This window comes from Cyanobium sp. Cruz CV13-4-11 (assembly GCF_024346055.1).
In the GTDB taxonomy this organism is placed as follows: Bacteria; Cyanobacteriota; Cyanobacteriia; order PCC-6307; family Cyanobiaceae; genus Cyanobium.
The window spans coordinates 63878-88568 of the sequence record NZ_JAGQCH010000003.1 but is presented as its reverse complement, the minus strand read 5'-3'; the positions used below and the strand labels follow the sequence as shown (position 1 = coordinate 88568).

Genomic DNA, 24691 nt, shown 5'->3' with positions numbered 1-24691 from the left:
ATGCCCCGATTCCCGTCGATCTGAACGATTGATTCCCCAGTTCTCCGTTCTTCGTTATGTGCAAAGGCAGCTGCTTGCCCGAAGGCTGCTGCTGGTTGTCTTTGATGGTCTGATGATCATCGCGGCCTACCTCGGGGCCTTCATTCTGCGATTGCCAGACACCACGTCCCTCAGGGGGTTTCTGCCAGCCACGATTCTGCTGTTGCCCCTGGCCGTGATCACGGGCGTGCCCGTGCTCGTGGTCTCCGGCTGGTACCGGGGGCTTACCCGCTACGCCGGCAGCCATTCCCTCTACGGACTGGTGCCCCGCTCAGGTTCGATGGTGCTGATCCTTCTGCTGATCAGCACCCTGATAGGGGGCCCCCAGCCACCGCGATCCTTCTGGATTCTCTACTGGCTGCTGTTCACCGGAGGGGCCATCGCCAGCCGCATCATCCTGCGCGACGTCCTGGTCCATCACCTTGACCAGCGCGACAATCACTCCCAGGGGGGCTCCCAGGGTGAGGCCACCCTCATCTACGGGGCCGGGGCCGCCGGGATGGGTCTGCTGCTGGCCCTGCGCAACGACCGCCGATTCCGCATTGTTGGTTTCCTGGACGACGACGAGGGGATTGAGGGCCGCACACTCCAGAACATGGCCATCCACACCCCCCTGCGGCTGCCCGGGCTGATCGAACGCCACGGGGTGCGCAAGGTGTTGCTCGCCATGCCGGCCATGTCCAGACGCCGCAAGCGTCTGCTGGTCGACCAGCTCACCCACAGGGGTCTGGAAGTGCTATCGATCCCCTCACTCGCCCAGATGGCCAGTGGCCAGAGGATCGTTTCCGACCTGCAGGCCGTGGCGATCGAAGATCTCCTGGGACGGGAGCCCTCCAACCCCGACCCGGTGCTGCTCAAGGCCGGTGTCAAAGGGAAGGTGGTGATGGTGACGGGTGCCGGTGGATCAATCGGCAGCGAACTCTGTCGCCAGGTCGTGGCGCTCGGTGCCACCCGGCTGTTGCTGCTGGAACGCAATGAGTTCGCCCTCTACGCCATAGAGCGGGAGCTGAGCTCCAAGACGGGCGCAGTCGAACTCCATGCCGTCCTGGGCGATGCCTGCAACGCCTCCCGCCTCACCCTGCTCTGCCGGCAGCACGGTGTGGAAACCATCTTCCATGCCGCCGCCTACAAACACGTCCCCCTCGTGGAGGCCAATCTCTGCGCAGGCATTGCCAACAACATCGGCGCCACGGAGGCCGTGATCGCCGCCACCCGCGCCTCTGGGGTCAGCCGACTCACCCTGATCTCCTCTGACAAGGCCGTGCGACCCACCAATGTCATGGGGGCCAGCAAGCGGATCTGCGAGCTACTGATCCAGGCGGCCGCCGCCGAGGTCGAAACGGGCGGCCCGATCCTGTCCATGGTCAGATTCGGCAATGTGCTGGGCTCATCCGGCTCGGTGATCCCCCTGTTTCACCAGCAGATCACCACAGGCGGCCCCGTCACCGTGACCCACCCGGCCATTACCCGCTACTTCATGACCATTCCGGAGGCCGTCCAGCTGGTGCTCCAGTCCACGGGCATGGCCATCGGCGGCGATCTGTTCCTTCTCGACATGGGAGAGCCTGTCAGGATCGCCGACCTGGCCAGGCAGATGATCGAACTGTCGGGCTTGCGGGTTCGGGACGACCACAACAGTGATGGCGACATCGCCATCCGCTACACCGGTCTGCGGCCAGGGGAAAAGCTCTACGAAGAGTTGCTGATCGGCACCGACGACCAACCCACCCAGCACCCGCTGATCCGCAAGGCCACCGAACCCAGGCGCGAGAGCGCGCAACTGTTGCCCCTGATCCAGCAGCTGCATGAAGCCCTGGCCAACTGGGACGAGGCGACGACCGCTGTACTCCTGCGCCGACTGGTGCCGGAATACGATCCAGAACAAAGGCTGGGTGCCCCACCTCTGGTCGACCCCCTGGCCCGATGAGCAACATCGCCAAACGTCTGATCAATGCGCTGCTCCTGAAGCTTCCCCCGTCCTGGCGGGCTTCCATTCCTGCCGTTCCCCCTCCGACGCCCCGCAATCTCTGGCTGGCCCTGGCCGCGGCTGTGGCGATCCAGAACATCGCCGTTTTCCAGAGCAGTCAGAGCGAGCACATCACCGTGTTTGCCGTGCTGGTGTGGGGGGGAGCGGTGATCTGCATGGAGGATCAGTTTGAGAACCTCGAACCCCGTCCCGCCGCCTGGGGGTTGATCATCGGCACCGTGCTCCTGGTGTGGGTGCTGGCCCGCTCGGCGGTGATCGTGCACTGGGACGGCCTGCTGTTCGGCCTCGCGCCGATCGGTGGTCTCGCCCTGGGCCTGATGGCCGAGAAGCCCGCCAACCTGGGCCGTTTCCGCGATCCCCTGCTCTGCCTGATGCTGCTGCCTGGCTTCGCCCTGTTGATGCGAATGCTGCCGGAAGAGCCCATCAGCCTGCTCACCGCCCAGGTCTCCGGTCTGTGGCTGAGTGTCCTGGGGCTCGATGTGATCGTCAACGCCCGCAGCGTACTGCTGCCGGGGGGGGGCGTGAAGGTGCTCGGGCCTTGCAACGGCGTCGACCTGATGGCCCAGATCCTCTGCGTCGGCGTGATCTTCCTGTTGGCCTTCCCGATCCGTTCCTGGAGTAGTCGCTGCCTCCTCTTTGTGATTGCGCCGCTGATCGGGCTGATCAGCAACACCTTCCGCATCGCCCTGCTGGCCGTCTTCGCGGGCAATGGCCACTCCAAGGGAAGCTGGTGGTTCGATTTCTTCCACCAGAGCACGGGATCCCTCGTCTTTTCCGGCGTGGCCGTCCTGATGTTCGGCATGGTCTACATGCGCCTTCTGGAAAGGGAACTGCCGCCGCTTCCCGCCCCACCGCCCAAGGAGAGCAGAACGTGATCACCCCTCCCCTGCTGGTGCGGTGGTATGCCACGTTGGCCACCGTCAGTGCACTCCTTGCCGCCCAGGCGATCGTTTTTCCACGCTGGCAGGCGGCTCCCGTCCCCCTGCCCACCAAGCAGCTGGAAGCAGGGCTGCAGAAGGCTAAACTCCTGTCTCCAACGAATCGCCCGTCCTCCACGACCCCCTGGCCGGCAAAGCGCCGCTATGAACTGGCCACCTCCGCACCCGTCGTTTTCCCCCTCCAAGGAGGGTTTGAACTCACCCTGATGAATGGGAGCGTGCGCCAGCGACTCAACTTTCAGACCAGCACCATGGGACTAGCTCAGCCAAGCCTGAAGCTCAGCAAGCGTCGCCTCATCGACACGCCTGTCCCGACGGCGAGAGGCTTGGCTGAGGATCGACCGGTCTTCCAGACCTGCCTGGTGAGAGGACCTGGATTGGTTCGTGCCTTTGGGGTGACGAGTGAGCAACTCGCCGCCAATGCCGACCAGCTCTCCAGCGGCATCGATTCCGCTGTCGCGCGTGTGATCGGACTCGAGCCCAACCGCACCTATGCCTGCACCTTGATCAGTCTGCGCGGGTCCAAAGGGGAGCCACCCTCTGATCGCCTGTGGCGGCGTGTGCTCGACCTGGTGGAGCCGGTGCTTCGATCCCAGGGCTAGGCCTGGGGGAACCACCTGCCGGTCCGGCAACCGCCCCGCCAGCTTCACGATACCCATCTCACGACGCCTCCTTAGCCATCACCCTCACACCCACTACGCGCTGCCTTCTTGGGGCCGCCCAGCACCCTGAAAGGGCGTCGACGCCGCCTGAGGCCGGCACCAGCGCTCAGGTGATCGTCTAGTAGTGGGCATCCTGCGGCGGATTCTGCAGAGCCTCAGGGAGGCGGAAAGGCCAGCCCAGCCGGCGCTGGAGCGCTCCCTGCCCTGCAGCTGGGTTCTCAGCAATCGGCTGGCGATCGGTCCGATGCCACGCAGCGACAGACACTGGCAACAGCTGGAGCAGGCCGGTTTCCGCAGCCGCTTCAGCTGTTGCTACCCGGAGGAAGAAACCGGACTGATCCTGCCGCCCGGGTGGTCGAGCGACCGGATCTCCCTTCCCGACCATCGGCGGCAGGAGCCGATGCAGGCAGGCAGGCTGGCCCTGGCCTTGGCAAGGGCCGAAGCCCTGGTGAACGAGGCCTCTCCCGTCTACCTGCATTGCATGGCGGGGTACGAACGCTCACCCCTGCTCGCCGTGGGACTCACGGCCCGCCTGCGCGGCATCGACCTGCTCGCCGCCCTGGCCTGGGTTCGACGCTGCCACCCCATGGCCATGCCCATCTACGACCACCTGGCGATGCTGGATGGACTCCTGTCCTCCAGTCCAGGGAAGACGGATGTCCGTCAGGGGTGAATCGGCGCCTCAGCCCCTGTTCCCGAATCGCTTCCTCAACCAACTGATCGGGCTATCCCCACCGGATGCATCGTCGTCCTGGCGATGGCGGCGGGATGGGACGCTTTCGGCAGGAGACACGGAGCCGCTGCCGGTGCTGGGGAGGTTGCCCCCGTTGGAGGGGGATGGCCCGGAGGGTTGCCCCTCTTCGTCCCGATAATACGTCTTGACGTCGGATTCTCCCTCGTTGTACCGGGCACTCACATAAGAATTCGTGGCGGCGCCTTTCATGTAGCTGTCGCGATAGCGCTGGACATAACTGCCGAATCTGCCAGAGGAGGGCTCGGTTGCACTCTTCGCGTACCCGGACTCCGACGCATAGGCGTAGTGATAGTAGTAACCGTATTCGTAGCCGTAATCGTTGAGGCGGCTCGGTAAATTCACCTGGTTGCAGATGATGCCCAGCACATCGACACCGGAAGCCCTGATGCGGCGGCTGGCCTGGGGGGCCAGTTGGCGGCTCACCTTGCCCAGTCCGACAAGGAACAAGATGCCATCCAGCTTCTCCCCGAGGAGAATCGGGTCAGCCAGCATCAGGCAGGGGGGTGCATCCACGATGACGATGTCGTAGCCGGGGAGGGCACGAATGTCCTCTATGACATCCTTGCAGCGGCTGGAGTTTAGCAGCTTGGCGGGATCTGGCGGCTTCGGACCCGCAGGAAGCATATCCATGTTCTCGGCAACGGAGTGAATGAACTCCGTAGGCTTTCGAGAGGAATCGGACAGCAGGGTGGACAGGCCATCCCCCTGCTCCACGCCCAGATACCTGGCCTGCATCGGCAGACGCATGTCAGAATCGACGACGAGCACCTTCAGGCCAAGGTCGGCGAGAGTTCGGGCAAAAACGGAGACAGCGGTGGATTTACCCTCCCCCTGGGTGGAGGAAGTGACCCCGACCAAGCGGATGTTGCTGTCGGCGCGAAGCAGCCGGAAGGTGGTGAACAGACTGCGCAGGGATTCCTTGATCGCAAACCTCTCGCTGGAGGACATCTTGGAGATGCTGGTGGCGATGTCGACACCGGGATCCAGGGGGAGATAGGGGATCAGGCCCAACACGGGCAGCTGGAGTTCCTTTTCCACCTCCATGGGGGTATGAAAGACGTTGTCCGTCTTCTCCCTGAGGATCGCTGCACCAAGCCCGGCCAGCAGGCCGATCATGATGGCGCGCAGCAGATTGCGTTGGATGTTGGGCTCCACCGGGCTGCCGCCGAAATCTGGAGGGCCGATCACTTCCCAGGGTGTGATCGAACGGGCCATCTCGAGCCGGTAGCGCTCCCTGGCCTGGATGTAGGAGGAGTATTGCTCCCTGGCGATGGACAGACGCTGGTTGATGCTCTCGAACTCCGCCATCTTCTGCGGATTGTTCCGGAAGTTCTCACTGAGAAGCAGGATCTGACGGTTGATTTCATCCTGCTGGGCCACATTGGAAAGCAGCCTGGCCTTCACGGCATCCGCGGCTTGGCGCTGGACCACGGGCAGCAGTTGGTTGCGTCTCGCCAGCAGGGACTGAACAATCGGGGAGTTCTCCTTAAACGTCCCTTTGGCGGTGGCCAGTTCCTGCTCGAACTGGTTGAGCAGGTCAAGGGGGGTGGCGATTTCCCTGGCGGCCTCGGCGCCGGAAGAGGCCCGGCCAGGCACGAGAACGCTGTTGCGGCCGAGCTGCTGGAGGGCGGTAGGGGCTCCACTGGGGGTGAACTGGAGCTTGCCTGTCTGGATTGATGTCAGTTGACTGTCCAGTTGCACCTGCTCGTTCTGGAGGGTGCGCAGCTGGTTGACAAGCTCTTCCCGGGCTCCGAGGATCTGGCTTGCTGCGGTGGCGGGGTCGACGAAGTTGTTGCGTTCGCGGAACTTGAGCATCTCCAGGGAGAGCTTCTGAACCCGGGACTCGATCGCCGGGGCCTGTTCATCCAGGAATTGGACACCGGAGTTCATGGCAGCCTGACGCTGGGTGAGCGAAAAGGCGGTGTAATCCTTCGCCAGCTGACGCAGAATCACCTGGCCCTTGGTTGGATCGGGCCAGCGCAGGGAAACATTGAGAACGTTGTCAACTCTCGCGGACTCCTGGTCGATGGAGAGGTTGCTTTCGAGAGCGCTCAGCGGCACACCCTGACGCTGGGCGACGGGTCCGAGCAGCAGGGGACTGCGCATCAGGACGATGAGACTGGGCACGTCTATCCTGATTTCAGAACGGGCGATGCTTTCCACAGATCCGCCGCCACCGCCACCGCCGCCACCGGGAGTATCGAAGGGATTGCTGATCTGCATCTGGAACCCGCCCTGGTAGACGGGTGAAAAGATGCGCTGCCGCAAGGTGTTGATCGCCAGGACACCGGTAACAACGGCGAAGGTGACCAGGAAGACGGACTGGCGACGCTTGATGGTCCGCACAAGACCGCCTAACCCCACACCTCCTGACTGGCCCTCGCCAGTGGGGTTCTGGGGACTCTGGAGAGACGGGTCGAAAGACTGGGCAAAGCTGGGCCCAGAACCGGTCGTGGGGGGAAGGGACAGCGGGCGCTGCGTTCCACCCGTAAAGGTCTTAGAAGGAACTCCCGTCGTTGTCAAGTTATGAACTGCGTAGAGAGTCCAGGAATGATAATGGCAGCCGCCCGAGAATGTCCCCTTGACTTGGCCGTCTATGGTGGAAATCCGATTAATGACCGTCGTTGGCTTTTCATCCCAGATCATCTGTACCCCAGAGGACCGATGCTGGCTCAGGCCAGGCCGCTGAACGGTTGACCACCGCTCGAAGCCTTCCCCTTCGGCCCATCCGGCGACGCCTTTCCGCCCTGGGCCTTGTGGGTCTCACCGGTCTGGTGTTCGCCCCGGCCGGCCTGAGGGCTTCGGTACCCCCGGGGCTCTCCCCCCAGACCCCGTCGAGGGGATCCGGTGCTGTCAGCGCCACCCCCGGCACCGGCCCCTCCTCCTCGGCGCCACTTCCCCTCTCCGTGACGGAGGTCTACAACGATCTTTACGTACTCGGACCCGGGGACGCTCTGCAGCTCACCTTCACCGATCCCTCCGCCTCCCCCATCGGTGGTCCTGTCGTCATCCTTCCCGATGGCACCTCCACCCTGTCACTGCTCGGATCGGTCCAGCTCACCGGCCTCACCATCGGCCAGGCCACCCGCTGGCTCACCTCCCTGTATGCCAAGCAGCTCGTGCGTCCTGAGCTGATCCTCAGCCTCACCGGGCCGCGCCCCGTCAAGGTGACCATCATCGGCGAGGTGGGTCGCCCTGGCCTGTATCCCCTGTCCTCCTATTCCACCCCGGTTTCCGCCATCCAGACCGCCGGGGGAGTCACCCTGAATGCCGACATCCGCAAGGTGCTGCTGCGCCGGCTGGCTGGCCCGGATGGCAGCCAGAAACAGACCGTGCTGGATCTGGCCCAGGTGTTCCAGGCGGGCAACCAACGCCAGAACCCCATCCTCTTCGACGGTGACACCATCGTCATCGCCCGCACCGAGGAGTTGATCCCCGAGGAGATCCTCCAGATCGGAGCCACCAACCTGGCCCCGGCCACCATCACCGTCTCAGTGATCGGTGAAGTCAGGAGCCCCGGCACCCTCAGCCTGCCCGCCAACACCCCTCTTGCCGAAGCCATCTTCAGGGCCGGGGGAGCGGAAAACTGGCGTGCGAACAAGAACGACATCGAGCTTGTCCGCCTGAACCGCAATGGCACCAGCACGCGTGAGGTGTTCAGCTACAGGGACGGAATCGGCGTCTCCAAGGGCCTGAATCCACCCCTGCGGGACCGGGACACGATCATCGTGAACCGCACCTTCTATGCCGAGGCCCTCGACGTCATCAATCAGGTTGTCGTTCCCCTCAGTCAGGCCGCAAGCTCCTACTACTTATTCCGAGATACCTTCAACGGCAACAGAAACAGCAATTTCCGCTGACCGCCGCCGCATCAGCCACCCGTTTCTTACCCAAAAGCCGCCTCTACAGCCAGCCATGTACCGCGAACCCACCATCAGCCCCAAGGCCATCGCCTGGGCCCTGCTGAGCCAGTCGATCTGGCTGCCCCTGCTGGCCATTGATGCCCACGATCGCTGGCAGGCCAACGTCAACGACATGGCCATCCCCCCGCCAGCCGATCCCAAGGGCGCGGACGAGGCGGTCGCTTCGCTGCCAGAGGAATCCCCCCAGAAGGCCGAGAAAGCCTCCCCGTCGCCGCTTGAGGATCTGGGCGTCACCACTGGCCATGTGCTGAGTTCGGCCTCCAAGAAGATCGGCTCGCTGCTGGATGCCCCGCTGTCGCGCAGTCTCGATTTGAGCGGTCCCTCCAACTCCTCCCGAGCCAGACCCGATCCCGGTCGCCGCCCCGCCGTCGCCCTCAGGGCCACCCGCACCGCCAAAGCCCCTGCCGCCCCGGCCAACTTCACCATTGAGGGCCCTTCCCTCGGCACCACCGGCCTGGGCAGCGCCAAGCCCCTGCTGCAACGCAATTTCTCGAATTCCGAGTTGCTCGGTGGCGTGCTCACCATCCAGGACCTGGGTGCCCCTGCCATGCCACCGGTGGCCAGGGCCGAGCGGGCCCGATGGGCCAGCAGTGGAGACCCCATGGCGCCCCTGCCCCAGAGCCTGAGGGAGCCGATGCGCCAGGCCATCCGCACCCTGCCAGCCCCGACCCCCACCAAGACAGCCAAACTTCAGCAGGGCCGTGTCATCTACGTGCCCTCCACCCGTGTCAGCAAACCCACCCAGGTGCCGCTGGCCGTTCAGGCAGACGGCACCGTGGACGTGCTCAGCCGACCCGATGATCCCGCAGTGATCGAGGACATCAAGGAGTGGTCGAGCCGCCAGCCGGCCCAGGCCCCTGGAACGGTCACCCCCACGGTGGTGAATCTGCAGCCGATCCCGCCTGAAGTCCGCGCCACACCGGCCCCTGCCAAGGTGTCGCCGGTGGCGAGTGCCCCGATCGCACCCCCACCGGCTCCCGCAGCCCCCTCCGCAGTTTCCGCGGCAGAAGGTCCCGCCGCCGTCCCGTCGCCGGCAGCTGCCGGCGGTTCCTTGGTGGCTCCGCAGTGAGGCGTACGGGTCTCCACCACCGCGGCCTTGCCCTGATAGGCCTCACGTGTCTGGGCCTGGGGCTGCAACCGCTTCGGGCCCAGTCGCTTCCGGCGGGCCCAGCTCCCTGGGTAACGGTCGCGCCAGAGCCCGCCGCAGCCGGCTGGGAACCCGTGACAGACGCCGCCACCCTGCCTCCGGATTACCAGCCCGCACCTGCGAATCGCAACCCGGCCGAACTGGCGATCGTTCCACGCCAGGGCAAACCCATTGAGAATGTCGGCATCTACGGCATCGGTGGCGGCGTCAATTTCGGCAATGATCTGCCCAACAGCGGTGTGTTCACAGGCCGGGTGGGTTACAAACTCAACGAAACTCTCGCCGTCTCATTGCGTCCCAGCGTGATCTTCGGCAATAGGGATCTGCTTGGTCGTTACAACGGCCAGACCTCCTTCCAGTTGCCCCTCACCCTCGACCTCTTCCGTCGTTCTGTGGTGTCCCCTTACCTCGGCGGAGGCATCGCCACCAACACCTATTCGACGGGTGAGACCAACGCCATGCTCACCGGTGGCATCGACCTCAACATCACCCAGAACGTGACCCTGGGCTTCAATGTCAACTACGTCTTCCTGCCCGATGGTGTCACTTTCGATGCCCTGCAGGCGATGACTCTGCTGTACTTGAGGTTCTGAAGCCTCACCGGCTTCAGAACCTCAGTCGGCCACCGCTTCGATCGCGGCGGCGATGGCCTGGCGTTGCTCCAGGTCGTACCCCCAGCGCTCGAGGAACTCCCTGTCCTCGTCCACGGCCTGCCCGGTTCCACCCTGCTCCGCTGCCCCCAGCAGGGCTTCCAACCGCTTCTTCACCGCCACGGGCTCCAGGTGCCTGAGAAGTTCGGTGCTGCGCCGCTGCACCCGTTCCGAACCGGTCTGGTGCGCCTGATCCCCGCAGCGCTGGTGGTGCAGGACCATGGCCGTGCTCATGGCCAGATTGCGGGCCGTAAGGTCCACCACCCCCGCACCGGCCTGGCGCAGGGCGATCACCAGGGGCTCCGGCAGACGGTCGAGCAGGGGGGCCTCGCCGGTGAGGCTCACCACGAAGAAGCCACGCGCACCATCCCGGCTGGCCACCAGTTCCCCGACCCGATCGGCCAGCACCTCGTCGCTGAGCTCCCCAGCCTCCCAGAGGCCGATCCACTGCACCGCGATCTCCATCGCCTGGGGAAAGCTTGGCGCCAGGGGGGATTCGGTCAGAGGAGCAGCATCGGTCATGGCGAGAGGCGGGCGGCGAGGCCCATGGGCTGGCAGTGTTGAGGCTATGGACTTGAGCGCCCCGACCGCCAGCCCCGGCGATGCCCAGCCGGACGACGGCAACAGCGAAGCGGTTCCGTTCCGCTCCGGCTTCGTGGCCCTGATCGGCCGGCCCAATGTGGGCAAGTCCACCCTGCTCAATCAGCTGGTGGGCCAGAAGGTGGCGATCACCTCTCCCGTGGCCCAGACCACCCGCAACCGCTTGCGGGCCATCCTGACCACCCCCGCCGCCCAGCTGATCCTGCTGGATACGCCAGGCATCCACAAACCCCACCACTTGCTGGGGGAGCGGTTGGTCCAGAGCGCCCGGGGGGCCATCGGCGAGGTGGACGTGGTGCTGCTGCTGGTCGACACCAGCCAGCCCGCCGGGCGCGGCGACGGCTTCATCGTCGACCTGCTGCGCCACTGCAAGGTTCCGGTGCATGTGGCCCTCAACAAGAGCGACCGGGTGGGGGCCGATGCCGAGGATCTGGCCGCCACCTACCGGGAGATGCTCGCAGCGGCAGACGATCGCCCCGTCACCTGGCCCCTGCACCCCTGCAGCGCCCTCAACGGCGACGGTTGCCAGGCCCTGGTGGAGGCCCTGGCCGCTGACCTGCCTCCGGGCCCGCTGCTGTACCCGGCCGACACGGTCAGTGACCAGCCGGAGCAGCTGCTGCTGGCCGAGCTGATCCGTGAACAGGTGCTGACCCTCACCCGGGAGGAGGTGCCCCACTCGGTGGCCGTGCGGATCGAGCGGATCGTGGAGGACGAGGGCATCGTCAAAGGCAAGGAACGCACGGCGGTGCTGGCCACCGTGCTGGTGGAGCGCAGCAGCCAGAAGGGAATCCTGATCGGCAAAGGGGGCCAGATGCTCAAGGCGATCGGCCAGGGGGCGCGGCTGCAGATGCAGAAGGTGTTCGACGGTCCGGTCTATCTGGAGCTGTTCGTCAAGGTGGTGCCCAACTGGCGCAGCCATCCGGGCCGGCTGGCGGAGCTGGGCTACCGGGGCGACTGAGCTCACCGGCGAACCGCACGCGACGGCTGGGGGTTTGCGAAGATCCCAAGCGGGTCCACCGGCCCCGATCTCCCGCCGCCCCCGCCGTGACCAGCGCGACCGAGCCTCCCACCCCAGACCCGATCGCTCCTTTTCCGCCCGAGACGATCGCGGCCTTTCTGGCCTTTTGCGCCGGGGACTGGCTCGCCCTGCGCAGCCGGTTCAACCTGGAGGAGGCCAGCGCCGAGACTCCGCAGGCCGAAGAGGAGGAGGTCAGCTGGCACAGCTCCGAGCGCGGTGAACTGCAAGTGACCTACCTGACTCCGGAGGAAAGCGATGGGCCTGGTGGCCTGGAGACCACCCCACCCAGCGGCGGCCGCCATCGGCTGCTGTTCCAAGCCGACGGAGGCTTCCAGGGCCAGGCCCCGGATGGAGCCGTCAGCACGGGCCGCTGGCAGCTGTGGCCGGATGGCAGCCTGGAGCTAACCAGCGAGCGGGCCGGCCGTTCGGTGCGGGAACGGATCTGGTTCACCAAGGCGAATCTGCGCCTGCGCAGCAGCGTCGAGCATCACCCCGACGGGAGCCCGGGCCGGGCCAGCTTCAGCTCCGAAATCCGGCGGGTCAGCCGACCCGCCGGCTGAGGCCGCCCGCCATGCGCTTCGACGTGGTCAGCCTGGTGCCGGATGCCTTCACGCCCCTGCTGGGGCTGGGGGTGATCGGCCGGGCCTTCGCCGCCGGCATCGCCGAGGTCCACACCCACAACCCCCGCGACCACGCCACGGATCGCTACCGCAAGGTGGACGACGTTCCCTATGGCGGCGGCGCCGGCATGGTGCTCAAGCCCGAGCCCGTCTACGCCGCCTTCGAAGCCATCCCGGTGCTGCCTCAGCGCCGCGTGCTGCTGATGAGCCCCCAGGGCCAGCCGCTCCACCAGCGTGACCTGCGTCGCTGGGCCACGGAGCACGACCAGCTGGTGCTGCTCTGCGGCCACTACGAGGGCTTCGATGAGCGCATCCGCCCCCTGGCGGACGAGGAGGTGTCCCTGGGCGATTTCGTGCTCACCGGCGGCGAACTGCCCGCCCTGGTGGTGATCAGCGGCGTGGTGCGGCTGCTGCCGGGCACCGTGGGCTCGCCGGACTGCCTCGAAGCCGAGAGCCACAGCAGCCTGCTGCTGGAGCACCCCCACTACACCCGGCCGGCGGAGTTCCGCGGCATGGCGGTGCCGGAGGTGCTGCGCAGCGGCGACCACGGCGCCATCGCACGCTGGCGCCAGGAGCAGCAGGTGGCCCGCACCCGCGAGCGCCGCGCCGACCTGCTGGCCCAGTGGCAGGCGGAGCGGAACCTCTGAGGCCCGACCACACCCCCTGAGCAGCCACACTGGATCCGCCTCCATCGCCATCCATGCAGCTGCGCATCGGCAACGGCTACGACATCCACCGGCTCGTGCCCGGCCGTCCCCTGATCCTGGGCGGCGTGCGCCTGGAGCACCCCGAAGGCCTGGGGCTGGATGGCCACAGCGACGCCGATGTGCTCGTGCACGCCCTGATGGATGCCCTGCTGGGGGCCCTCAGCCTGGGGGACATCGGCACCCACTTTCCGCCGGAGGACGAGCGCTGGCGCGGCGCCGACAGCCTGGTGCTGCTCGAGAACGTGATGGTGCTGGTGGCGGAGCGGGGCTGGCAGGTGCTCAACATCGACACGGTGGTGGTGGCGGAACGTCCCCGGCTCAAGCCCCACATCGCCGCCATGCGCGAGGCGATCGCAGGCCGCCTGGGCCTGGCCCCCGAACAGGTGGGCGTCAAGGCGACCACCAACGAGGGGCTCGGGCCCACCGGACGGGAGGAGGGCATCGCCTGCCACGCCGTGGCGTTGCTGCATCAGCCATGAACCGTCGCCGCTGGAGCAGGTTGGCCAGCTGGCTGGGGGCTGTTGGCCTGGTGTTGGTCCTGCTGGCGGGCCTTCCAGCAAGGGCCAGCGCCCTGACCCCGCCGCTCGGCAGCCATGGCCGCGGAGAAACCACCACAGCCGTGGTGGAGCAGCTGAGGGTGAAGGTACCGTCCGGCGCCCGAAAGGCCTGGCTGCAGGCGGAGCAGGAGACCTGGGGCCCCTGGCTGCGACGACAGGAGGGCTTCCTCGGCCGCGATCTGCTTTGGGACGCTGAACGGGAGGAAGGCCTCCTGCTGATCCGCTGGCGCAGCCGCCGTCAGTGGCTGGCCATCCCCGTCAAGGAGATCGAAGCGGTGCAAGGCCAGTTCGAGGCTGCGGCGAGGAGGGCCCTGGCCCTTGATCTCCCGGACCCGGGGGCCGTGACCACAGCCAACCCCTTTCCTCTTGTGGACACCAGCGCTCTGGAGTGGGTGGGTCTGACGCCTTCGGCGGCAGCCGTGGAGGTTCGGTGAACGAAGACGCCCGGCTCGACCTGGGGCGCCGTCAACGGCTTGGCATGGTGGAGGCCGTATGGGGCGAGCACAAGAGTGCCGAGCAGATCACCGCCGTGATGCTGGGGCTGCGCCAAGCCGGGGAGCTGGCCCTGGTCACGCGGGTCAGCGCAGAGAAGGCCGTGGCGGTGGAGCGGCTGCTGACGGACGAGCTCGGCCCCGTAGGTGCTGACCCACGGCCGCAGCACCATCCCCTGGCCCGCTGCCTGACCTGGCCCGCACCCCCGCCCGCCAATCCGGCCTTCGGGCGGGTGGCGGTGCTCAGCGGCGGCAGCAGCGACCTGGCCGTGGCCTCGGAGGCCCGGCTGGCCCTGGCCTGCCATGGGGTGGCCAGCGACCTGGTGCTCGACGTGGGCGTGGCCGGGCTGCACCGACTGCTGGCGGAGCTCGAGGGGCTGCGCCGGGCCCGGGTGTTGATCGCCTGCGCCGGCATGGAGGGGGCCTTGCCCACCGTGCTGGCCGGTCTGCTGCCCCAGCCGGTGATCGGGGTGCCGGTGGCGGTCGGCTACGGGGTGAGCGCCGGGGGACAGGCGGCCCTCATGGGCATGCTGGCCAGCTGCGCCCCCGGACTCACCGTGGTGAACATCGACAATGGCTATGGCGCCGCCATGGCGGCCCTGCGAATCCTGCAGTTGGTGACAGGGACTGGGTCAGCCGCCCGGGAGGAGGGGACCTGAAGGGGGAGCCTCGATCTCCAGAACGGTCTGCAACCAGAGGGCGAGGGAGCGGGGCAGACGACCTTGCTCGTAGCGCTCGATGGCCTTGAGCAGGACCGGGGAGTTGATCCAGCTGATCCGATGGGGAGGCATCGGCGCCTGCGGCTTCTGGGACGCAGTGTGAGGTAGCCCACCCGGGCTGGCAAGGCGGGGGACTCAGAGATGCTGCAGGTCGGGGTAGGCGGTGATCACCTGTTCGGTGCTGAGCACCTCTCCAGCCCCTTCCGGCTGCCAGATCACCTCCAGAGCCAGCAGGTCATCGGCACCGATTGCACCAAGCTTCTGGAGCGAATCACGCAGATCTTCCGCGGAACGGGCCCCCTTGATCGCCAGCCTCTGGCGGCTGGCGATCAGCAGGGTGACAACAATGAAGTCGCTGGCCGCGTCGCTGGCCCCGGGGGCCACGGTCGCTGGCTCGCTGAATCGGCGCCCCGCCACATTGGCGGTCAGCTCCCGCTCCAGCTTGCTGCGCTCCTGCATGGAGAGGCGGTTGAAGGTGGATTCGGCACTGGAGAAGGGCACCTGGCCCACGTCGCCATTGGCGTAGACCCAGAGATCGGGGTGGCGCAGCAGGGAGAGGCTGGTTTCCTGCAGGACCCGCTGAAGGCCGGCGCTGCTGGAGGTATCGGAGGAGCCCGCCAGCCGGCGCAGGTCGTCCTGAAGGTCGCGGGCGGAGGCCAGCAGACCCACCTGGATCTGGGCGATCGCCACAGGACCGTCCGGGCGGGGGTTGTAGGCCAGGTCGGAACCGGAGCCGCCCAGGGCCGGGCCGCCGCCGCCCCCCCGCAGGGCATTGACCACGACACCCGCCACGGCCATCAGGATCAGGAAGCCGAACAGGCCGCCGCCGCCGAAGCCGAAGATCGGCACGATGAAGGGGAAGCCCATGCCCCCACCCCGGAAGCCTCCGCCACCGAAGTTCCCTCCAGATCCGCCACCGCTGAAACTGCGGGGCATCGAGGGAGCGGAGCGGAAGCTGCCGCCGCCGATGCGGCCGCCACTGGCCGCCTGGGCCGGCGCCGCAGCTGCCATCACCAGACCCGCCACCAGTACAGGGACGACCATCAGACCGGCGAGGCGCCGGAACAAGCTGGAACCCATGTCGAAGGACGTAGCGATGGCAGGAATCTAGGAACCCCCTCCCACGATGGTGACCACTTCCAGCACATCGGATTCCCCCACAGCTTGGGCGGCCCAACGCTCCCTGGGCAGGATCTCGCCATTGAATTCGACCACCACCAGCCGGGGCTGATACCCGAGGGACACCAACACCGCATCGAGGCAGAGGCCCGCCGGGCAGGGGCGCGTTTCGCCGTTGACCCGCAGTCGCAGGGCCGCCGGCTCGTTCGCGGCAGGTGAGCCCGTCACGCCCCAGCCTCCAGTCCCGCCAGCAGGGCAGCGGCGGCGGCCCCGGGATCCTCTGCCGCAGTGATGGCCCGCACCACCGCCACGCGCTCCGCCCCGGCCCGGCGCACGGCGGCCAGGTTGGCCAGGTCGATGCCGCCGATGGCGAAGAAGGGCAGGGGGCATTCCGCCGCCGCCTGGGTCACGTAGGCCAGCCCCACCGATTCGCGGCCGGGCTTGGTGGGCGTGGCGTTGACGGGCCCCACCCCGATGTAGTCACAACCGTCGGCGACCGCCTGGCGCAGGTCCTCGAGGTGGTGGGTGCTGCGGCCGATCAGGCGGTCGGGCCCCAGCAGGCGGCGGGCCACCGCCGGCGGCAGGTCGCCCTGGCCAAGGTGGACACCGTCGGCCCCCACCGCCAGGGCCAGGTCAATGCGGTCGTTGACCAGGAACAGGGCGCCGTGGCGATGGCAGAGCTGGCGCAGGGCGCTCGCCTGCGCGAAACGGTGCCGGTCATCCGGGGCCGCTCCGGGCAGGGCGTCGGCGCCATCGGACTTGGCGCGGTACTGCACCAGCCGCACCCCTGCCGCCAGGGCGGCTGCCACCAGCCCCTCCAGCCCCTCCACCGGAGTGGTGACCAGATAGAGGTGACAGCGTCGCAGCAGTGCCCGGCGTTCATCCCCACCACGGCCGGCCTGGAGCAGATCCACCTCCAGGTCGTAGAGGGCGTAGCGAATCGCGGCCGCTTCGGCCGCCAGCGCCGGGTCCTCGAGTCGGCCGAACTCCTCCAGCACCCGCAGGGCCTCCTGCACCCGAGCCGCATTGGCCGCCAGGACGCTGGCGCCGTTCTGGCGTTCAGCCTGGGCGGGATGGGCCAGGCCCGCCGCCGGGTCGCTGGCGGTGTGCCGTGCCAGCTTGTAGCGCTCCTGATGAAGGCACCCCAGGCGCTGGCGCAGGTCCTTGGTGCGGGCCACCAGGTCGGGACGGTCCAGGGCGAAGCGGGCCCAGTCCTCCAGCACCCGCAACCCCTCGCGGGCCCGATCGAGGTTGGCATCGAGCAACCGTTCGATGGCGGCGCGCTCTGGGGAGGTCGTCACTGATCGGAAGGATCTTGGCTACGGCCATTGACCTTAGGGGGCAGTGATCGTGGATTTGAATCAGGATTGTCAGCGCTGTGGGGACCCAGGCTGATCGCCAGCCGAATCGGCAGCAACGCTTGGGCCAGGAACAAGAGATCTCCGACAATGGTGAGAAGTCGGCCGATCACAACGGTTGTCAGGATGGTGTCCTTGGGCAGATGGGAAGAGAGGAGGGCCAGCAGGATCACCTCCCGGATTCCCAGGCCTGCCGGAGCTCCCGGCGTGACCAAACCTCCAAGCCAGGCCACCACAAAGCAGCCAATGATGATCGGAGCGAGCCAAAAAGAAAAGACATCTCCTTTGTCGTCTGAGAGGGAAATTCCGATCAACATGACCAGGAAAATAAGTCCAGAGATCAGAAGGAACAGGCTCTGCAAAGCAAAGCAGGCAAAGACATGACGACCAGCCAGCACACCGATCAAGGTGCCGATGCAAGCGAAGGCGAGAAGATACAGCACCAGTCCAAGCTTTGCCGCACCAGGTAGTCCGAGTCCCTTGGAGAACCAGTAAGGAAGGATCAGGGAACTGAATGTGGCACCTGCCAGGCAAATGGTGACGATTTCATAGGCTGCCGACTTCAGCAATGCTCCCTTTGGCAATCCGGCCGCCATACCGAGAGCCTGACGGCCCGCCAAGTGGAAGATATTTCCAGGGAAATACTTCGCAATCTGTGAACGCCCATAGATCTGCAGCGCCACAGCAGGAGAAGATCTCGCTGACAAACTGATCAGAATCTGCCGCCAGGACTCAGCCAGAAGTCTGCTGGCAATGCCATAGACAACAGCAAGGAAAAGGAAGACTGACCAAAGGAGTGGGCTGATCCGACGAAAGTCGAGACCAGCCGATGTCGAAGTGACGCGGTGAAATAGAAAGAATAGGCTCGCGATGACAAGGATTGCCCCCAGACCGTTTAGCAGTCGTTTCATGGACAAGGCCTAGCCCCGGAGGGACTCTGCGTAGCCGAAGGGAGACAACACAGGCGGCTCAGCGAGACCTGCACAGTGCCATGGTCCACGGCAAGGGTTGACGCACAGCGACCACCTCGAAATAGCGGGAAAGAAGACGCAAGAAACCTCGACTTGACCAGTGCTGGAGATGGCCTGGCGTATTTCCAAGGTCCATCACATATTTCAGGCGCATAAAGTTCAGCGCTCTCCACACTGGCTCGCGAGGAACACTAATGATCAAATAGCCATCAAGGATAGAGCGCAGAACATCCAGTGCGCGCTCAGGATCTTCCAAATGCTCCAGAACTTCGCAACAGACAATGAGATCAGCCCCATCGTCGGGCCTGGACAAGTCGTAGATACTGCGCTGGCGAAAGATATCTCCAGGTGCACCTACCAGACCGGCATTCTCCTTGGCCAGATCAATGACTGATTCCGAGAAATCACAACCGCGCACGGAGTACCCCATGGCCTGCCAACGAAGGGTCCAATACCCCTCACCACATCCCACCTCATGGATTGTGGCGGGGGAAACCTTGGCGACAAAGTCATCCAGAGCTGAGTGAAATCCACCCATCATGGAGCGGACAAGAAGATTGCTACTGGAATACTTATCGAACGTATTGCCGACAACAACCCCAGATTCGTTCAGCCCTTCAGACAGCTTTAGTTGCATGGCCCGAATCCACAGTAAGGAATGCAGCGTTTTGAGCTGAGCATACTCTAGGGCCATGGGGCCCTGAAAACCACTAAGGGCTTCAGCTTTACCGACGGGAATCCCGGTCAAGACGATTGATCTTGAAGCGGATGTCCTGCAGAAGAAAACGGTTGGCGGCAAGCAAATCGGCGACAAAGGCCACGAGGAAAGACTGAAATCCAATCACCAGAAGAACACTTGCCAAAATCAATGATTGAATGTTCCCGCTGCCGAAGCCAAGCAAGAATAAAAACAGGAACCGCAGTCCCAAAATCAAACCCAAAGTGAATAGACTCAGCCCAACAATTGAAAAGAACCTGAAGGGCCGATAAATGACGAAAATACGAACAATCGTCACGACGCTTCGCTGGATGTAAGAGGGAATACTCTTGACGAGCCGGGAAGGCCTCATATCCCGGTTGACCCGAATAGGGACCGACACAAGCTTCATTCCCTGCTGACCAGCCTGAATGATGGTCTCCAAGGTATAGGTATAATCGTTAAAAACAATCAGACGCTCTGCCGCAAATCGGCTGAAAGCACGGAAGCCGCTAGGCGCATCTGCCACACTTGTCCCGCTTGCAGCTCTGACCACCCAGCTGCCAATGCGCTGAAAGATTTTCTTGAGTGGCGAAAAGTGGGAAATGACGGATATTGGCCTGGAACCAATCACTATTTCTGCACGCCCTTCAATCACGGGAGTCGTCAAGCCAGGGATATCTCTTGCATCGTACTGATTATCAGCATCTGTATTCACGATGACGTCAGCGCCGAGGCGCAGACAAGACTCCAACCCCGTCATAAAGGCAGCCGCTAAGCCTTGGTTGAATTGGTGGTGAATCACATGATCAACTCCGCACCTTCTCGCAACAAGATCGGTACCATCCTTGCTGCCATCATCAATGATCAGCCACTCCACCACATCGAAACCCACCACCTCTCGAGGCAAGCATGACAGGGTGGCTGGAAGCGATTCAGCTTCGTTGTAGCAAGGAATCTGAATAATGAGTTTCATCGGCAGCTCTGGTCACTGGCTGAAAGTGACTGCTTTCGTCGTGCGTTCTGACTCATGATAGAGGACGTACGTTCAAAGGCTGTCTGCGTGATCACAAAGAATGCGGGCGCTCAGGCAGATCTAACGTCGTGGGAGCGGATTCGAAGAACTGAGGACGCTCTCCTTTGGCTGACTTAGAGATCAGAAGGGCAAGACAAGTCAGCATGAGCGGAATGGCCGCTGCGGGATAGCGAGGAATGTTATGGGTTACTGCGGCATAGAATGAAACCATGAGAACTGGCAGCAACGAAACGGCGATGTAGGTGAGATTCCTGCGCAACACACCGAGTGCGAACACGGCGTACAAGGCAAGAATGGAAAACAAGGCCAAGAGATCCTTGAGGATCACATAGACAGGACTGTTCTTGATGAGCAACCCTTGGTTTGGCTGCGACCAGATGCCTCTCCAAAAGAATGGTGCTGTCATCAAAGCATGGCGCTGTGGACTGGAAAGAATGAGTGACTTTGCTTGACGTTTGGCATGGTCGTCACCATCGCGTTGGGGATGGCTGCTGCCCTCAGCCTGAGCTTGCATGACATACCTGGAAAGTTCTGATGCAGCCTTTCTGTAATAGCTGATGGCAGCTTCAGGATTGCCTTCAGCCTGGGCCTTTAGGTCAGAAGATTTGAAGTTGGAGCCCTCACGATTCAAACGCTGAAAGCGTCCGCCAAGCTGGAAGTCTCCAGGCACTGCGCCGAGACCCAGTGGCGCTGAAAGTTTTTGGTAAAAGGAAGGACCCCAATAATACAAAGCGCCTCTAACCTCATCGAGTGTCATGTTATTTTTGATCGCCCTGGTCAAGAGAACATGGCCACCCCGCTGGGTCAGTTCAAAATGTCCCGTGACCAGCTTGTTTCTTACCATCCATGGCAAGGTGAGGAGCGAGAAGCCAGCCAACAACACAATGAAACGCTTGAGTCCAAGAATCAACGAATCCTGAACGACGAATAACCCTGCAAGCAGCATGGCCGCCATGGGAACCACATAGAGGAAACCCCCTTTAGTGAGCGCCAATGAACCCATACAAAGGCCGGCAACAAAAAACCACTTCAATCGCTTGGATTGCACAGCCATCAACAGCAACCAGGAACTCCAAATCAACAGCGCACCTGCCTGAAGCTCTGTGTAGAGCGTGTCGACAAAGAAAGGCAGACCAAAGAAGAACAGCGTCTGCAGCAGCAGCATCAACACAACAAAAAGGAAGCTGCCCGTAAGCGAAAAAGACAGCAGAGCCACACCAAGCAGGCCAAGGAAAACCCAAGGAATGTTGCCAAGTTTGACGAGTTGAGCTGCTTTCCCGGCAAGGAGTGTGCTGCCCTCAAGACCGGGGATAGTAGCGTTTAGCAGTCGAAGATGGGCCGACAAAACATAGGGAGGAAGGGGCTCTCTCTCATTTCCAGGGACAATCGGCAATCCCGTGGGAGAAGAAGAAAAGACCCCGTGTCGTGCAACATTCTCGGCAAAACGCAGATTCTGGACTCCATCCGAATGAATGTTGCCACCGGTGATCTGCGAAGCCGCAACAATCGTAAGCAAGACGATCAGGCCGAAAACACCAGCCATCTTCTTCCGGAACGAAAGCAGGCGAACATCGATGAAAGACATGGAAGCGCGACCTGCCAACTACCAGTTAGATTTCAACCCATGCAATGTATCATGAAAATACGGCACGCTCTTGAAAGCCCATGTATTGAGCTGCTGGCGATGATTTTCTCGCAGTGATTTCCTGGAAGTGATTTCCTGGAAGTGCTTTCCTGGCAGTGATTTCCCGATGCAGCCAGTGGGCCGCGTCGCTCAACCTATCGCCGACCAATGGCCTGGGGAAGGCTGTTGCACCACTCAGGTCTGATGTCCATGGGGGGCCACCTGCCCACCCGTAGCCAGCGACGATCACCAGCTGAAAACGCGAGGCGCACGATCATCGAGAACCACTTAGCCATTGAACGCTCTGAAAGGAGGGCCCTGATCCTGCGTGTGGGCGATCAGTCCCGAACCCAGGCCAGAAAAGGCTCCACGTCCCCATGTCAGTCAACCAAGCGTCATCGCGACGCCCGTGCAGCCCTGTTGGCTCGGGATTGGGCCCGAGCATGCCCCCCCCTGCGCATCGGTTGATCTGCCACGGAAGGCGACGGTCGCCATCCTCAGTCCCGTTCGTGGCGTGCGACGTCGAGCCCCTCGCACCGATCGCCCGAACGGCCCAGCCAACCATCTCCTGGAAGCTGGATGGGGTGATGGCGGCCGCAGAGCTGTGACGGTCCTACGGATGGGGCCCCGGCTGGCCATCCGGACGGCGGCTGTCAAGGTCGCTGGTTCGTGAGCTGCTGGAAATCAGCTGGCTGGCTTGGGCTGCATCGACCCCGATCTGGTCGATCAGAAGGTCAAGGCTCGCAAATCTCTGCTGCCGGCGCAGCAGCCTCAGGGGCTGGACGGTCAGCCGAGCGCCCGCCAGCTCCAGGTTTCGCTCCAGCAGGTGCACCTCCACCGCCGATGGCGCCAGGGGGTCCACCGTCGGCTGGGGGCCGAGGTTCATCACCGCCGCCATCGCCCCGTCTTCGCCGTCCCGCCAGGCCAGGGCCGCATAGACCCCTTCCAGCGGCAGGAACTTGCGACCATCCACCGCCAGATTGGCGGTGGGCCAGCCCAACTGGCGTCCCAGGCCGCGTCCCCGCACCACCGGACCGCTGAAGCGGTAGGGGCGCTCCAGCAGGCGCCCGGCCTCCTCGATGCCGCCGGCCGCCAGGGCGCGCCGGATGCGGCTGCTGCTCACCCGCTCGGCTCCGTCCCAGAGCATCGGCAGCACCCGCACGTCGATGCCGAGGGTGGCGCCGATGCGGGTCAGATCATCGACATCGCCGCTGCGGTTGACCCCGAAGCGGAAGTTGGTCCCCACGGCGATGCGGCGGGCCTGGAGCCGCTCGGCCAGCACCTCCCGGACGAAGCGCTCCGGGGTCAGCGCCGCCAGCTCCCGCGTGAAGGGCACCAGCACCAGTTGCGCGATGCCGAGGGGTTCGAGCAGCTCCAGCTTCTCCTCGGGCAGATCCAGTCGCAGCCGGGTCTCCCCGTGGAGCAGCTCGCGGGGGTGGGGCCAGAAACTGACCACCGTGGGCACCGCCGGCTCCTGCTCCGCCGGCTGCCCTTCGGTGACGGCGGCGATCACACGGCGATGCCCCCGGTGCAGCCCATCGAAGCTGCCCAGGGCAATGGCGGTGGGGCGCAGGGCGTGGAGGGGGTCGTGAAGCGGAATCAACGGCCTGGGCCCTCGCCGACAGGATCCTCCCATGCCAAGTTTGGGGCCTTCGCTCCTTTCCCGATGGTGGACCCGCTGGATCTGCAGCGCATGGCCGATGCCCTGCGCCGCATGGGCTGGGTGCGCTTCTGGGTCCAGCTCGCCCTCGGCGTGGTGGTGGTGGGGGTGCTGATCTTCAACAACATCGGCGGCCAGATGGCGGCCAATTCCTCCCGTGCCCTGGGGCTGGGCCCCGGCCTCTCCCTCACCACCCTCTCGTTCCTGGTTCTGCTCTGGAGTCTGTGGCAATCCTGGCTGGTGGTGCGCTGCGGCCGCGCCCTGGCCAGCCCGGCACGCCCCAGCAAGGGGGAAACCACGCGCCTGGTGAAACGCGGCCTGCTGGCCGACCTGGGGGGGCTCACCCTGGCGGCGGTGGGCTATCAGGCCCTGGCCGGCAGCCTGTTCGTGCAGGCCTCCCAGCAGGTGCCGGGCTTCTTCGGGGCCCAGATGCAGGGAACCCCGGGCAGCGGCGGCCGGGTGGTGGGGCTGCCGATCACCTCGATCGAAATGCTTTCGGTGCTCAGCAACACCCAGGTGCTGTTCGCCCACCTGATCGCCCTCATCCTCAGCTTGTGGCTGCTGCAGCGGATCTATCGCAAGACCTGATCGCCCAAGGCCTCCACGGCCGGCAATGACGCGACGGAGCCCCGCCAGAAGAGTTCGGGCTGCAGGGGCGTCAGGGATGGTCCGCCCTGCTGCACCCAGGCCACATCGGTGGGCCAGTCGGCTGGACCGGCGACGGTGCCCTCGAGATCGTCGACCACTTCGCCGGCCAGCCAGTAGTAGGTGCGCCCGCGGGGGTCGGTGCGCTTCTCGAACTGATCGATGTAGCGCCGCACCGCCGTGCGGCACCAGCGCAGGGGAGCGAGGGCCTCGGCGGGCCGTGGCGGCACGTTGAGATTGAGCAGCAGCCCCTCGGGCCAGCCCGCGGCGTGCATCCGCTCCGCCACATCGAGAGCCAGGCCCGCCGCCGCCTCGAAGCGACGCCAGTGGAAATCGGCGCTGCTCACCGCCAGGGCCGGCAGACCCTCGATCGTGCCCTCCATGGCCGCCGAGACGGTGCCTGAATAGAGCACGTCGGTGCCGAGATTGGGACCGTGGTTGATGCCGGAGAGCACCAGGTCGGGCGCCTGGTCCAGAAGCCGGAACAGGGCCAGCTTGACGCAGTCGGAGGGGGTGCCGCTGCAGGCCCAGGCGGTGACACCCGCAGCGAAGAGTTCGTCGGCCCGCTCCGCCCGCAGCGGGGTCTGGAGGGTGAGTCCGTGGCCGGTGGCGGAGCGTTCCCGGTCCGGACAGACCACGGTGACCGCGTGGCCGCGAGAGGCCGCCTCAGCGGCCAGGGCCTGGATACCATCGGCGAAGACCCCGTCGTCGTTGCTGATCAGGATCCGGAGCGGTGCCATCGGCCTCGACCGCGGGGACTGCCGGAAAG

Annotated in this window: 26 protein-coding genes; 14 read left to right on the top strand and 12 right to left on the bottom strand. The window is 64.8% G+C overall.

Features of this window, described 5'->3' with window-relative positions; translation table 11 throughout:
* Positions 1-112: 112 nt before the first annotated feature.
* The 4 genes from KBZ12_RS03520 (at position 113) to KBZ12_RS03505 (ending at position 4299) form a co-directional block, all read left to right on the top strand.
* Entirely contained in the window at positions 113-1966 is a 1854-nt protein-coding gene (locus tag KBZ12_RS03520; RefSeq protein ID WP_254956358.1) for a nucleoside-diphosphate sugar epimerase/dehydratase, read from the top strand.
* Complete coding sequence (locus KBZ12_RS03515) at positions 1963-2901, top strand: exosortase/archaeosortase family protein (RefSeq protein ID WP_254956357.1); 939 nt, start codon at positions 1963-1965, stop codon at positions 2899-2901. Before KBZ12_RS03520 ends, KBZ12_RS03515 begins: the two co-directional genes overlap by 4 nt.
* Positions 2898-3566: a hypothetical protein gene (locus KBZ12_RS03510; RefSeq protein WP_254956356.1), complete on the top strand. Its 669-nt coding sequence runs from the start codon at positions 2898-2900 to the stop codon at positions 3564-3566. The genes KBZ12_RS03515 and KBZ12_RS03510 overlap by 4 nt, the downstream gene beginning before the upstream one ends.
* A gap of 184 nt (positions 3567-3750) precedes the next feature.
* Positions 3751-4299: a hypothetical protein gene (locus tag KBZ12_RS03505; RefSeq protein WP_254956355.1), complete on the top strand. Its 549-nt coding sequence runs from the start codon at positions 3751-3753 to the stop codon at positions 4297-4299.
* A gap of 9 nt (positions 4300-4308) precedes the next feature.
* Here KBZ12_RS03505 and KBZ12_RS03500 read toward each other — a convergent pair whose 3' ends face one another.
* Positions 4309-7026: a polysaccharide biosynthesis tyrosine autokinase gene (locus KBZ12_RS03500; protein ID WP_254956353.1), complete on the bottom strand. Its 2718-nt coding sequence runs from the start codon at positions 7024-7026 to the stop codon at positions 4309-4311.
* Positions 7027-7136: 110 nt separating this feature from the next.
* On the opposite strand from KBZ12_RS03500, the gene KBZ12_RS03495 reads away from it, so the two are divergent.
* The 3 genes from KBZ12_RS03495 (at position 7137) to KBZ12_RS03485 (ending at position 10043) form a co-directional block, all read left to right on the top strand.
* Positions 7137-8240, top strand: coding sequence for a polysaccharide biosynthesis/export family protein (locus tag KBZ12_RS03495; protein WP_254956352.1), 1104 nt, complete (start codon positions 7137-7139; stop codon positions 8238-8240).
* Between the two features lie 55 nt (positions 8241-8295).
* Positions 8296-9372: a hypothetical protein gene (locus tag KBZ12_RS03490; protein WP_254956351.1), complete on the top strand. Its 1077-nt coding sequence runs from the start codon at positions 8296-8298 to the stop codon at positions 9370-9372.
* A 152-nt stretch (positions 9373-9524) separates the two neighbouring features.
* Positions 9525-10043, top strand: a complete 519-nt coding sequence (locus KBZ12_RS03485) for a hypothetical protein (protein WP_254956349.1) — start codon at positions 9525-9527, stop codon at positions 10041-10043.
* Positions 10044-10064: 21 nt separating this feature from the next.
* Here KBZ12_RS03485 and KBZ12_RS03480 read toward each other — a convergent pair whose 3' ends face one another.
* Positions 10065-10622 carry a hypothetical protein gene (locus tag KBZ12_RS03480; protein ID WP_254956348.1) on the bottom strand — a complete coding sequence of 186 codons (558 nt, stop codon included), beginning with the start codon at positions 10620-10622 and terminating at the stop codon, positions 10065-10067.
* 46 nt (positions 10623-10668) lie between these two features.
* Between KBZ12_RS03480 and era the strand changes: the two genes are divergently transcribed.
* The 6 genes from era to larB all read left to right on the top strand — a co-directional run bounded on the left by era (position 10669) and on the right by larB (position 14752).
* Positions 10669-11658: a GTPase Era gene (gene era, locus KBZ12_RS03475; RefSeq protein ID WP_254956347.1), complete on the top strand. Its 990-nt coding sequence runs from the start codon at positions 10669-10671 to the stop codon at positions 11656-11658.
* An 86-nt stretch (positions 11659-11744) separates the two neighbouring features.
* Positions 11745-12278, top strand: coding sequence for a phycobiliprotein lyase (locus tag KBZ12_RS03470; RefSeq protein ID WP_254956346.1), 534 nt, complete (start codon positions 11745-11747; stop codon positions 12276-12278).
* A gap of 11 nt (positions 12279-12289) precedes the next feature.
* Positions 12290-12985: a tRNA (guanosine(37)-N1)-methyltransferase TrmD gene (gene trmD, locus KBZ12_RS03465; protein WP_254956345.1), complete on the top strand. Its 696-nt coding sequence runs from the start codon at positions 12290-12292 to the stop codon at positions 12983-12985.
* A gap of 53 nt (positions 12986-13038) precedes the next feature.
* On the top strand, positions 13039-13524 hold the full coding sequence (ispF, locus tag KBZ12_RS03460) for a 2-C-methyl-D-erythritol 2,4-cyclodiphosphate synthase (RefSeq protein ID WP_254956344.1): 486 nt from the start codon (positions 13039-13041) through the stop codon (positions 13522-13524).
* On the top strand, positions 13521-14036 hold the full coding sequence (locus tag KBZ12_RS03455; protein ID WP_254956342.1) for a TIGR03792 family protein: 516 nt from the start codon (positions 13521-13523) through the stop codon (positions 14034-14036). The genes ispF and KBZ12_RS03455 overlap by 4 nt, the downstream gene beginning before the upstream one ends.
* Positions 14033-14752: a nickel pincer cofactor biosynthesis protein LarB gene (gene larB / locus KBZ12_RS03450; protein ID WP_254956341.1), complete on the top strand. Its 720-nt coding sequence runs from the start codon at positions 14033-14035 to the stop codon at positions 14750-14752. The genes KBZ12_RS03455 and larB overlap by 4 nt, the downstream gene beginning before the upstream one ends.
* On the opposite strand, the gene KBZ12_RS03445 is transcribed toward larB, so the two are convergent.
* From KBZ12_RS03445 to KBZ12_RS03405, 9 genes are all read right to left on the bottom strand, one after another.
* Complete coding sequence (locus KBZ12_RS03445; RefSeq protein WP_254956339.1) at positions 14726-14884, bottom strand: hypothetical protein; 159 nt, start codon at positions 14882-14884, stop codon at positions 14726-14728. The genes larB and KBZ12_RS03445 overlap by 27 nt on opposite strands.
* Positions 14885-14947: 63 nt before the next feature.
* Positions 14948-15892, bottom strand: coding sequence for a DUF1517 domain-containing protein (locus tag KBZ12_RS03440; protein WP_254956338.1), 945 nt, complete (start codon positions 15890-15892; stop codon positions 14948-14950).
* 27 nt (positions 15893-15919) lie between these two features.
* Positions 15920-16159: a sulfur carrier protein ThiS gene (thiS, locus tag KBZ12_RS03435; RefSeq protein ID WP_254956337.1), complete on the bottom strand. Its 240-nt coding sequence runs from the start codon at positions 16157-16159 to the stop codon at positions 15920-15922.
* Complete coding sequence (locus KBZ12_RS03430; RefSeq protein ID WP_254956335.1) at positions 16156-17232, bottom strand: thiamine phosphate synthase; 1077 nt, start codon at positions 17230-17232, stop codon at positions 16156-16158. Before KBZ12_RS03430 ends, thiS begins: the two co-directional genes overlap by 4 nt.
* A complete protein-coding gene (locus KBZ12_RS03425) occupies positions 17229-18200 on the bottom strand; it encodes a hypothetical protein (RefSeq protein WP_254956333.1) in 972 nt (323 codons plus the stop codon). Before KBZ12_RS03425 ends, KBZ12_RS03430 begins: the two co-directional genes overlap by 4 nt.
* Positions 18201-18258: 58 nt before the next feature.
* Positions 18259-19008, bottom strand: a complete 750-nt coding sequence (locus tag KBZ12_RS03420) for a bifunctional 2-polyprenyl-6-hydroxyphenol methylase/3-demethylubiquinol 3-O-methyltransferase UbiG (RefSeq protein ID WP_254956331.1) — start codon at positions 19006-19008, stop codon at positions 18259-18261.
* On the bottom strand, positions 18986-19933 hold the full coding sequence (locus KBZ12_RS03415) for a glycosyltransferase family 2 protein (protein WP_254956329.1): 948 nt from the start codon (positions 19931-19933) through the stop codon (positions 18986-18988). Before KBZ12_RS03415 ends, KBZ12_RS03420 begins: the two co-directional genes overlap by 23 nt.
* Positions 19934-20024: 91 nt before the next feature.
* Positions 20025-21578, bottom strand: a complete 1554-nt coding sequence (locus KBZ12_RS03410; protein WP_254956328.1) for a hypothetical protein — start codon at positions 21576-21578, stop codon at positions 20025-20027.
* 652 nt (positions 21579-22230) lie between these two features.
* On the bottom strand, positions 22231-23220 hold the full coding sequence (locus KBZ12_RS03405) for a bifunctional riboflavin kinase/FAD synthetase (protein WP_254956327.1): 990 nt from the start codon (positions 23218-23220) through the stop codon (positions 22231-22233).
* Between the two features lie 63 nt (positions 23221-23283).
* Between KBZ12_RS03405 and KBZ12_RS03400 the strand changes: the two genes are divergently transcribed.
* A complete protein-coding gene (locus tag KBZ12_RS03400) occupies positions 23284-23865 on the top strand; it encodes a DUF3611 family protein (RefSeq protein WP_254956326.1) in 582 nt (193 codons plus the stop codon).
* On the opposite strand, the gene surE is transcribed toward KBZ12_RS03400, so the two are convergent.
* Positions 23850-24662, bottom strand: coding sequence for a 5'/3'-nucleotidase SurE (gene surE / locus KBZ12_RS03395; RefSeq protein WP_254956324.1), 813 nt, complete (start codon positions 24660-24662; stop codon positions 23850-23852). The two genes, KBZ12_RS03400 and surE, sit on opposite strands and share 16 nt — an antisense overlap.
* Positions 24663-24691: the final 29 nt, after the last annotated feature.

What these genes read in the sequence shown, in the direction of transcription:
- ispF (WP_254956344.1), top strand. Translation starts at nt 13,039, where the DNA reads ATGCAGCTGCGCATCGGCAACGGCTACGACATCCACCGGCTCGTGCCC.
- KBZ12_RS03425 (WP_254956333.1), bottom strand. Translation starts at nt 18,200, where the DNA reads ATGAAACGACTGCTAAACGGTCTGGGGGCAATCCTTGTCATCGCGAGC.
- era (WP_254956347.1), top strand. Translation starts at nt 10,669, where the DNA reads ATGGACTTGAGCGCCCCGACCGCCAGCCCCGGCGATGCCCAGCCGGAC.
- KBZ12_RS03415 (WP_254956329.1), bottom strand. Translation starts at nt 19,933, where the DNA reads ATGAAACTCATTATTCAGATTCCTTGCTACAACGAAGCTGAATCGCTT.
- KBZ12_RS03400 (WP_254956326.1), top strand. Translation starts at nt 23,284, where the DNA reads ATGGTGGACCCGCTGGATCTGCAGCGCATGGCCGATGCCCTGCGCCGC.
- KBZ12_RS03445 (WP_254956339.1), bottom strand. Translation starts at nt 14,884, where the DNA reads ATGCCTCCCCATCGGATCAGCTGGATCAACTCCCCGGTCCTGCTCAAG.
- KBZ12_RS03480 (WP_254956348.1), bottom strand. Translation starts at nt 10,622, where the DNA reads ATGACCGATGCTGCTCCTCTGACCGAATCCCCCCTGGCGCCAAGCTTT.
- KBZ12_RS03490 (WP_254956351.1), top strand. Translation starts at nt 8,296, where the DNA reads ATGTACCGCGAACCCACCATCAGCCCCAAGGCCATCGCCTGGGCCCTG.
- KBZ12_RS03500 (WP_254956353.1), bottom strand. Translation starts at nt 7,026, where the DNA reads ATGATCTGGGATGAAAAGCCAACGACGGTCATTAATCGGATTTCCACC.
- trmD (WP_254956345.1), top strand. Translation starts at nt 12,290, where the DNA reads ATGCGCTTCGACGTGGTCAGCCTGGTGCCGGATGCCTTCACGCCCCTG.
- KBZ12_RS03520 (WP_254956358.1), top strand. Translation starts at nt 113, where the DNA reads ATGATCATCGCGGCCTACCTCGGGGCCTTCATTCTGCGATTGCCAGAC.
- KBZ12_RS03515 (WP_254956357.1), top strand. Translation starts at nt 1,963, where the DNA reads ATGAGCAACATCGCCAAACGTCTGATCAATGCGCTGCTCCTGAAGCTT.
- KBZ12_RS03455 (WP_254956342.1), top strand. Translation starts at nt 13,521, where the DNA reads ATGAACCGTCGCCGCTGGAGCAGGTTGGCCAGCTGGCTGGGGGCTGTT.
- KBZ12_RS03440 (WP_254956338.1), bottom strand. Translation starts at nt 15,892, where the DNA reads ATGGGTTCCAGCTTGTTCCGGCGCCTCGCCGGTCTGATGGTCGTCCCT.
- surE (WP_254956324.1), bottom strand. Translation starts at nt 24,662, where the DNA reads ATGGCACCGCTCCGGATCCTGATCAGCAACGACGACGGGGTCTTCGCC.
- KBZ12_RS03410 (WP_254956328.1), bottom strand. Translation starts at nt 21,578, where the DNA reads ATGTCTTTCATCGATGTTCGCCTGCTTTCGTTCCGGAAGAAGATGGCT.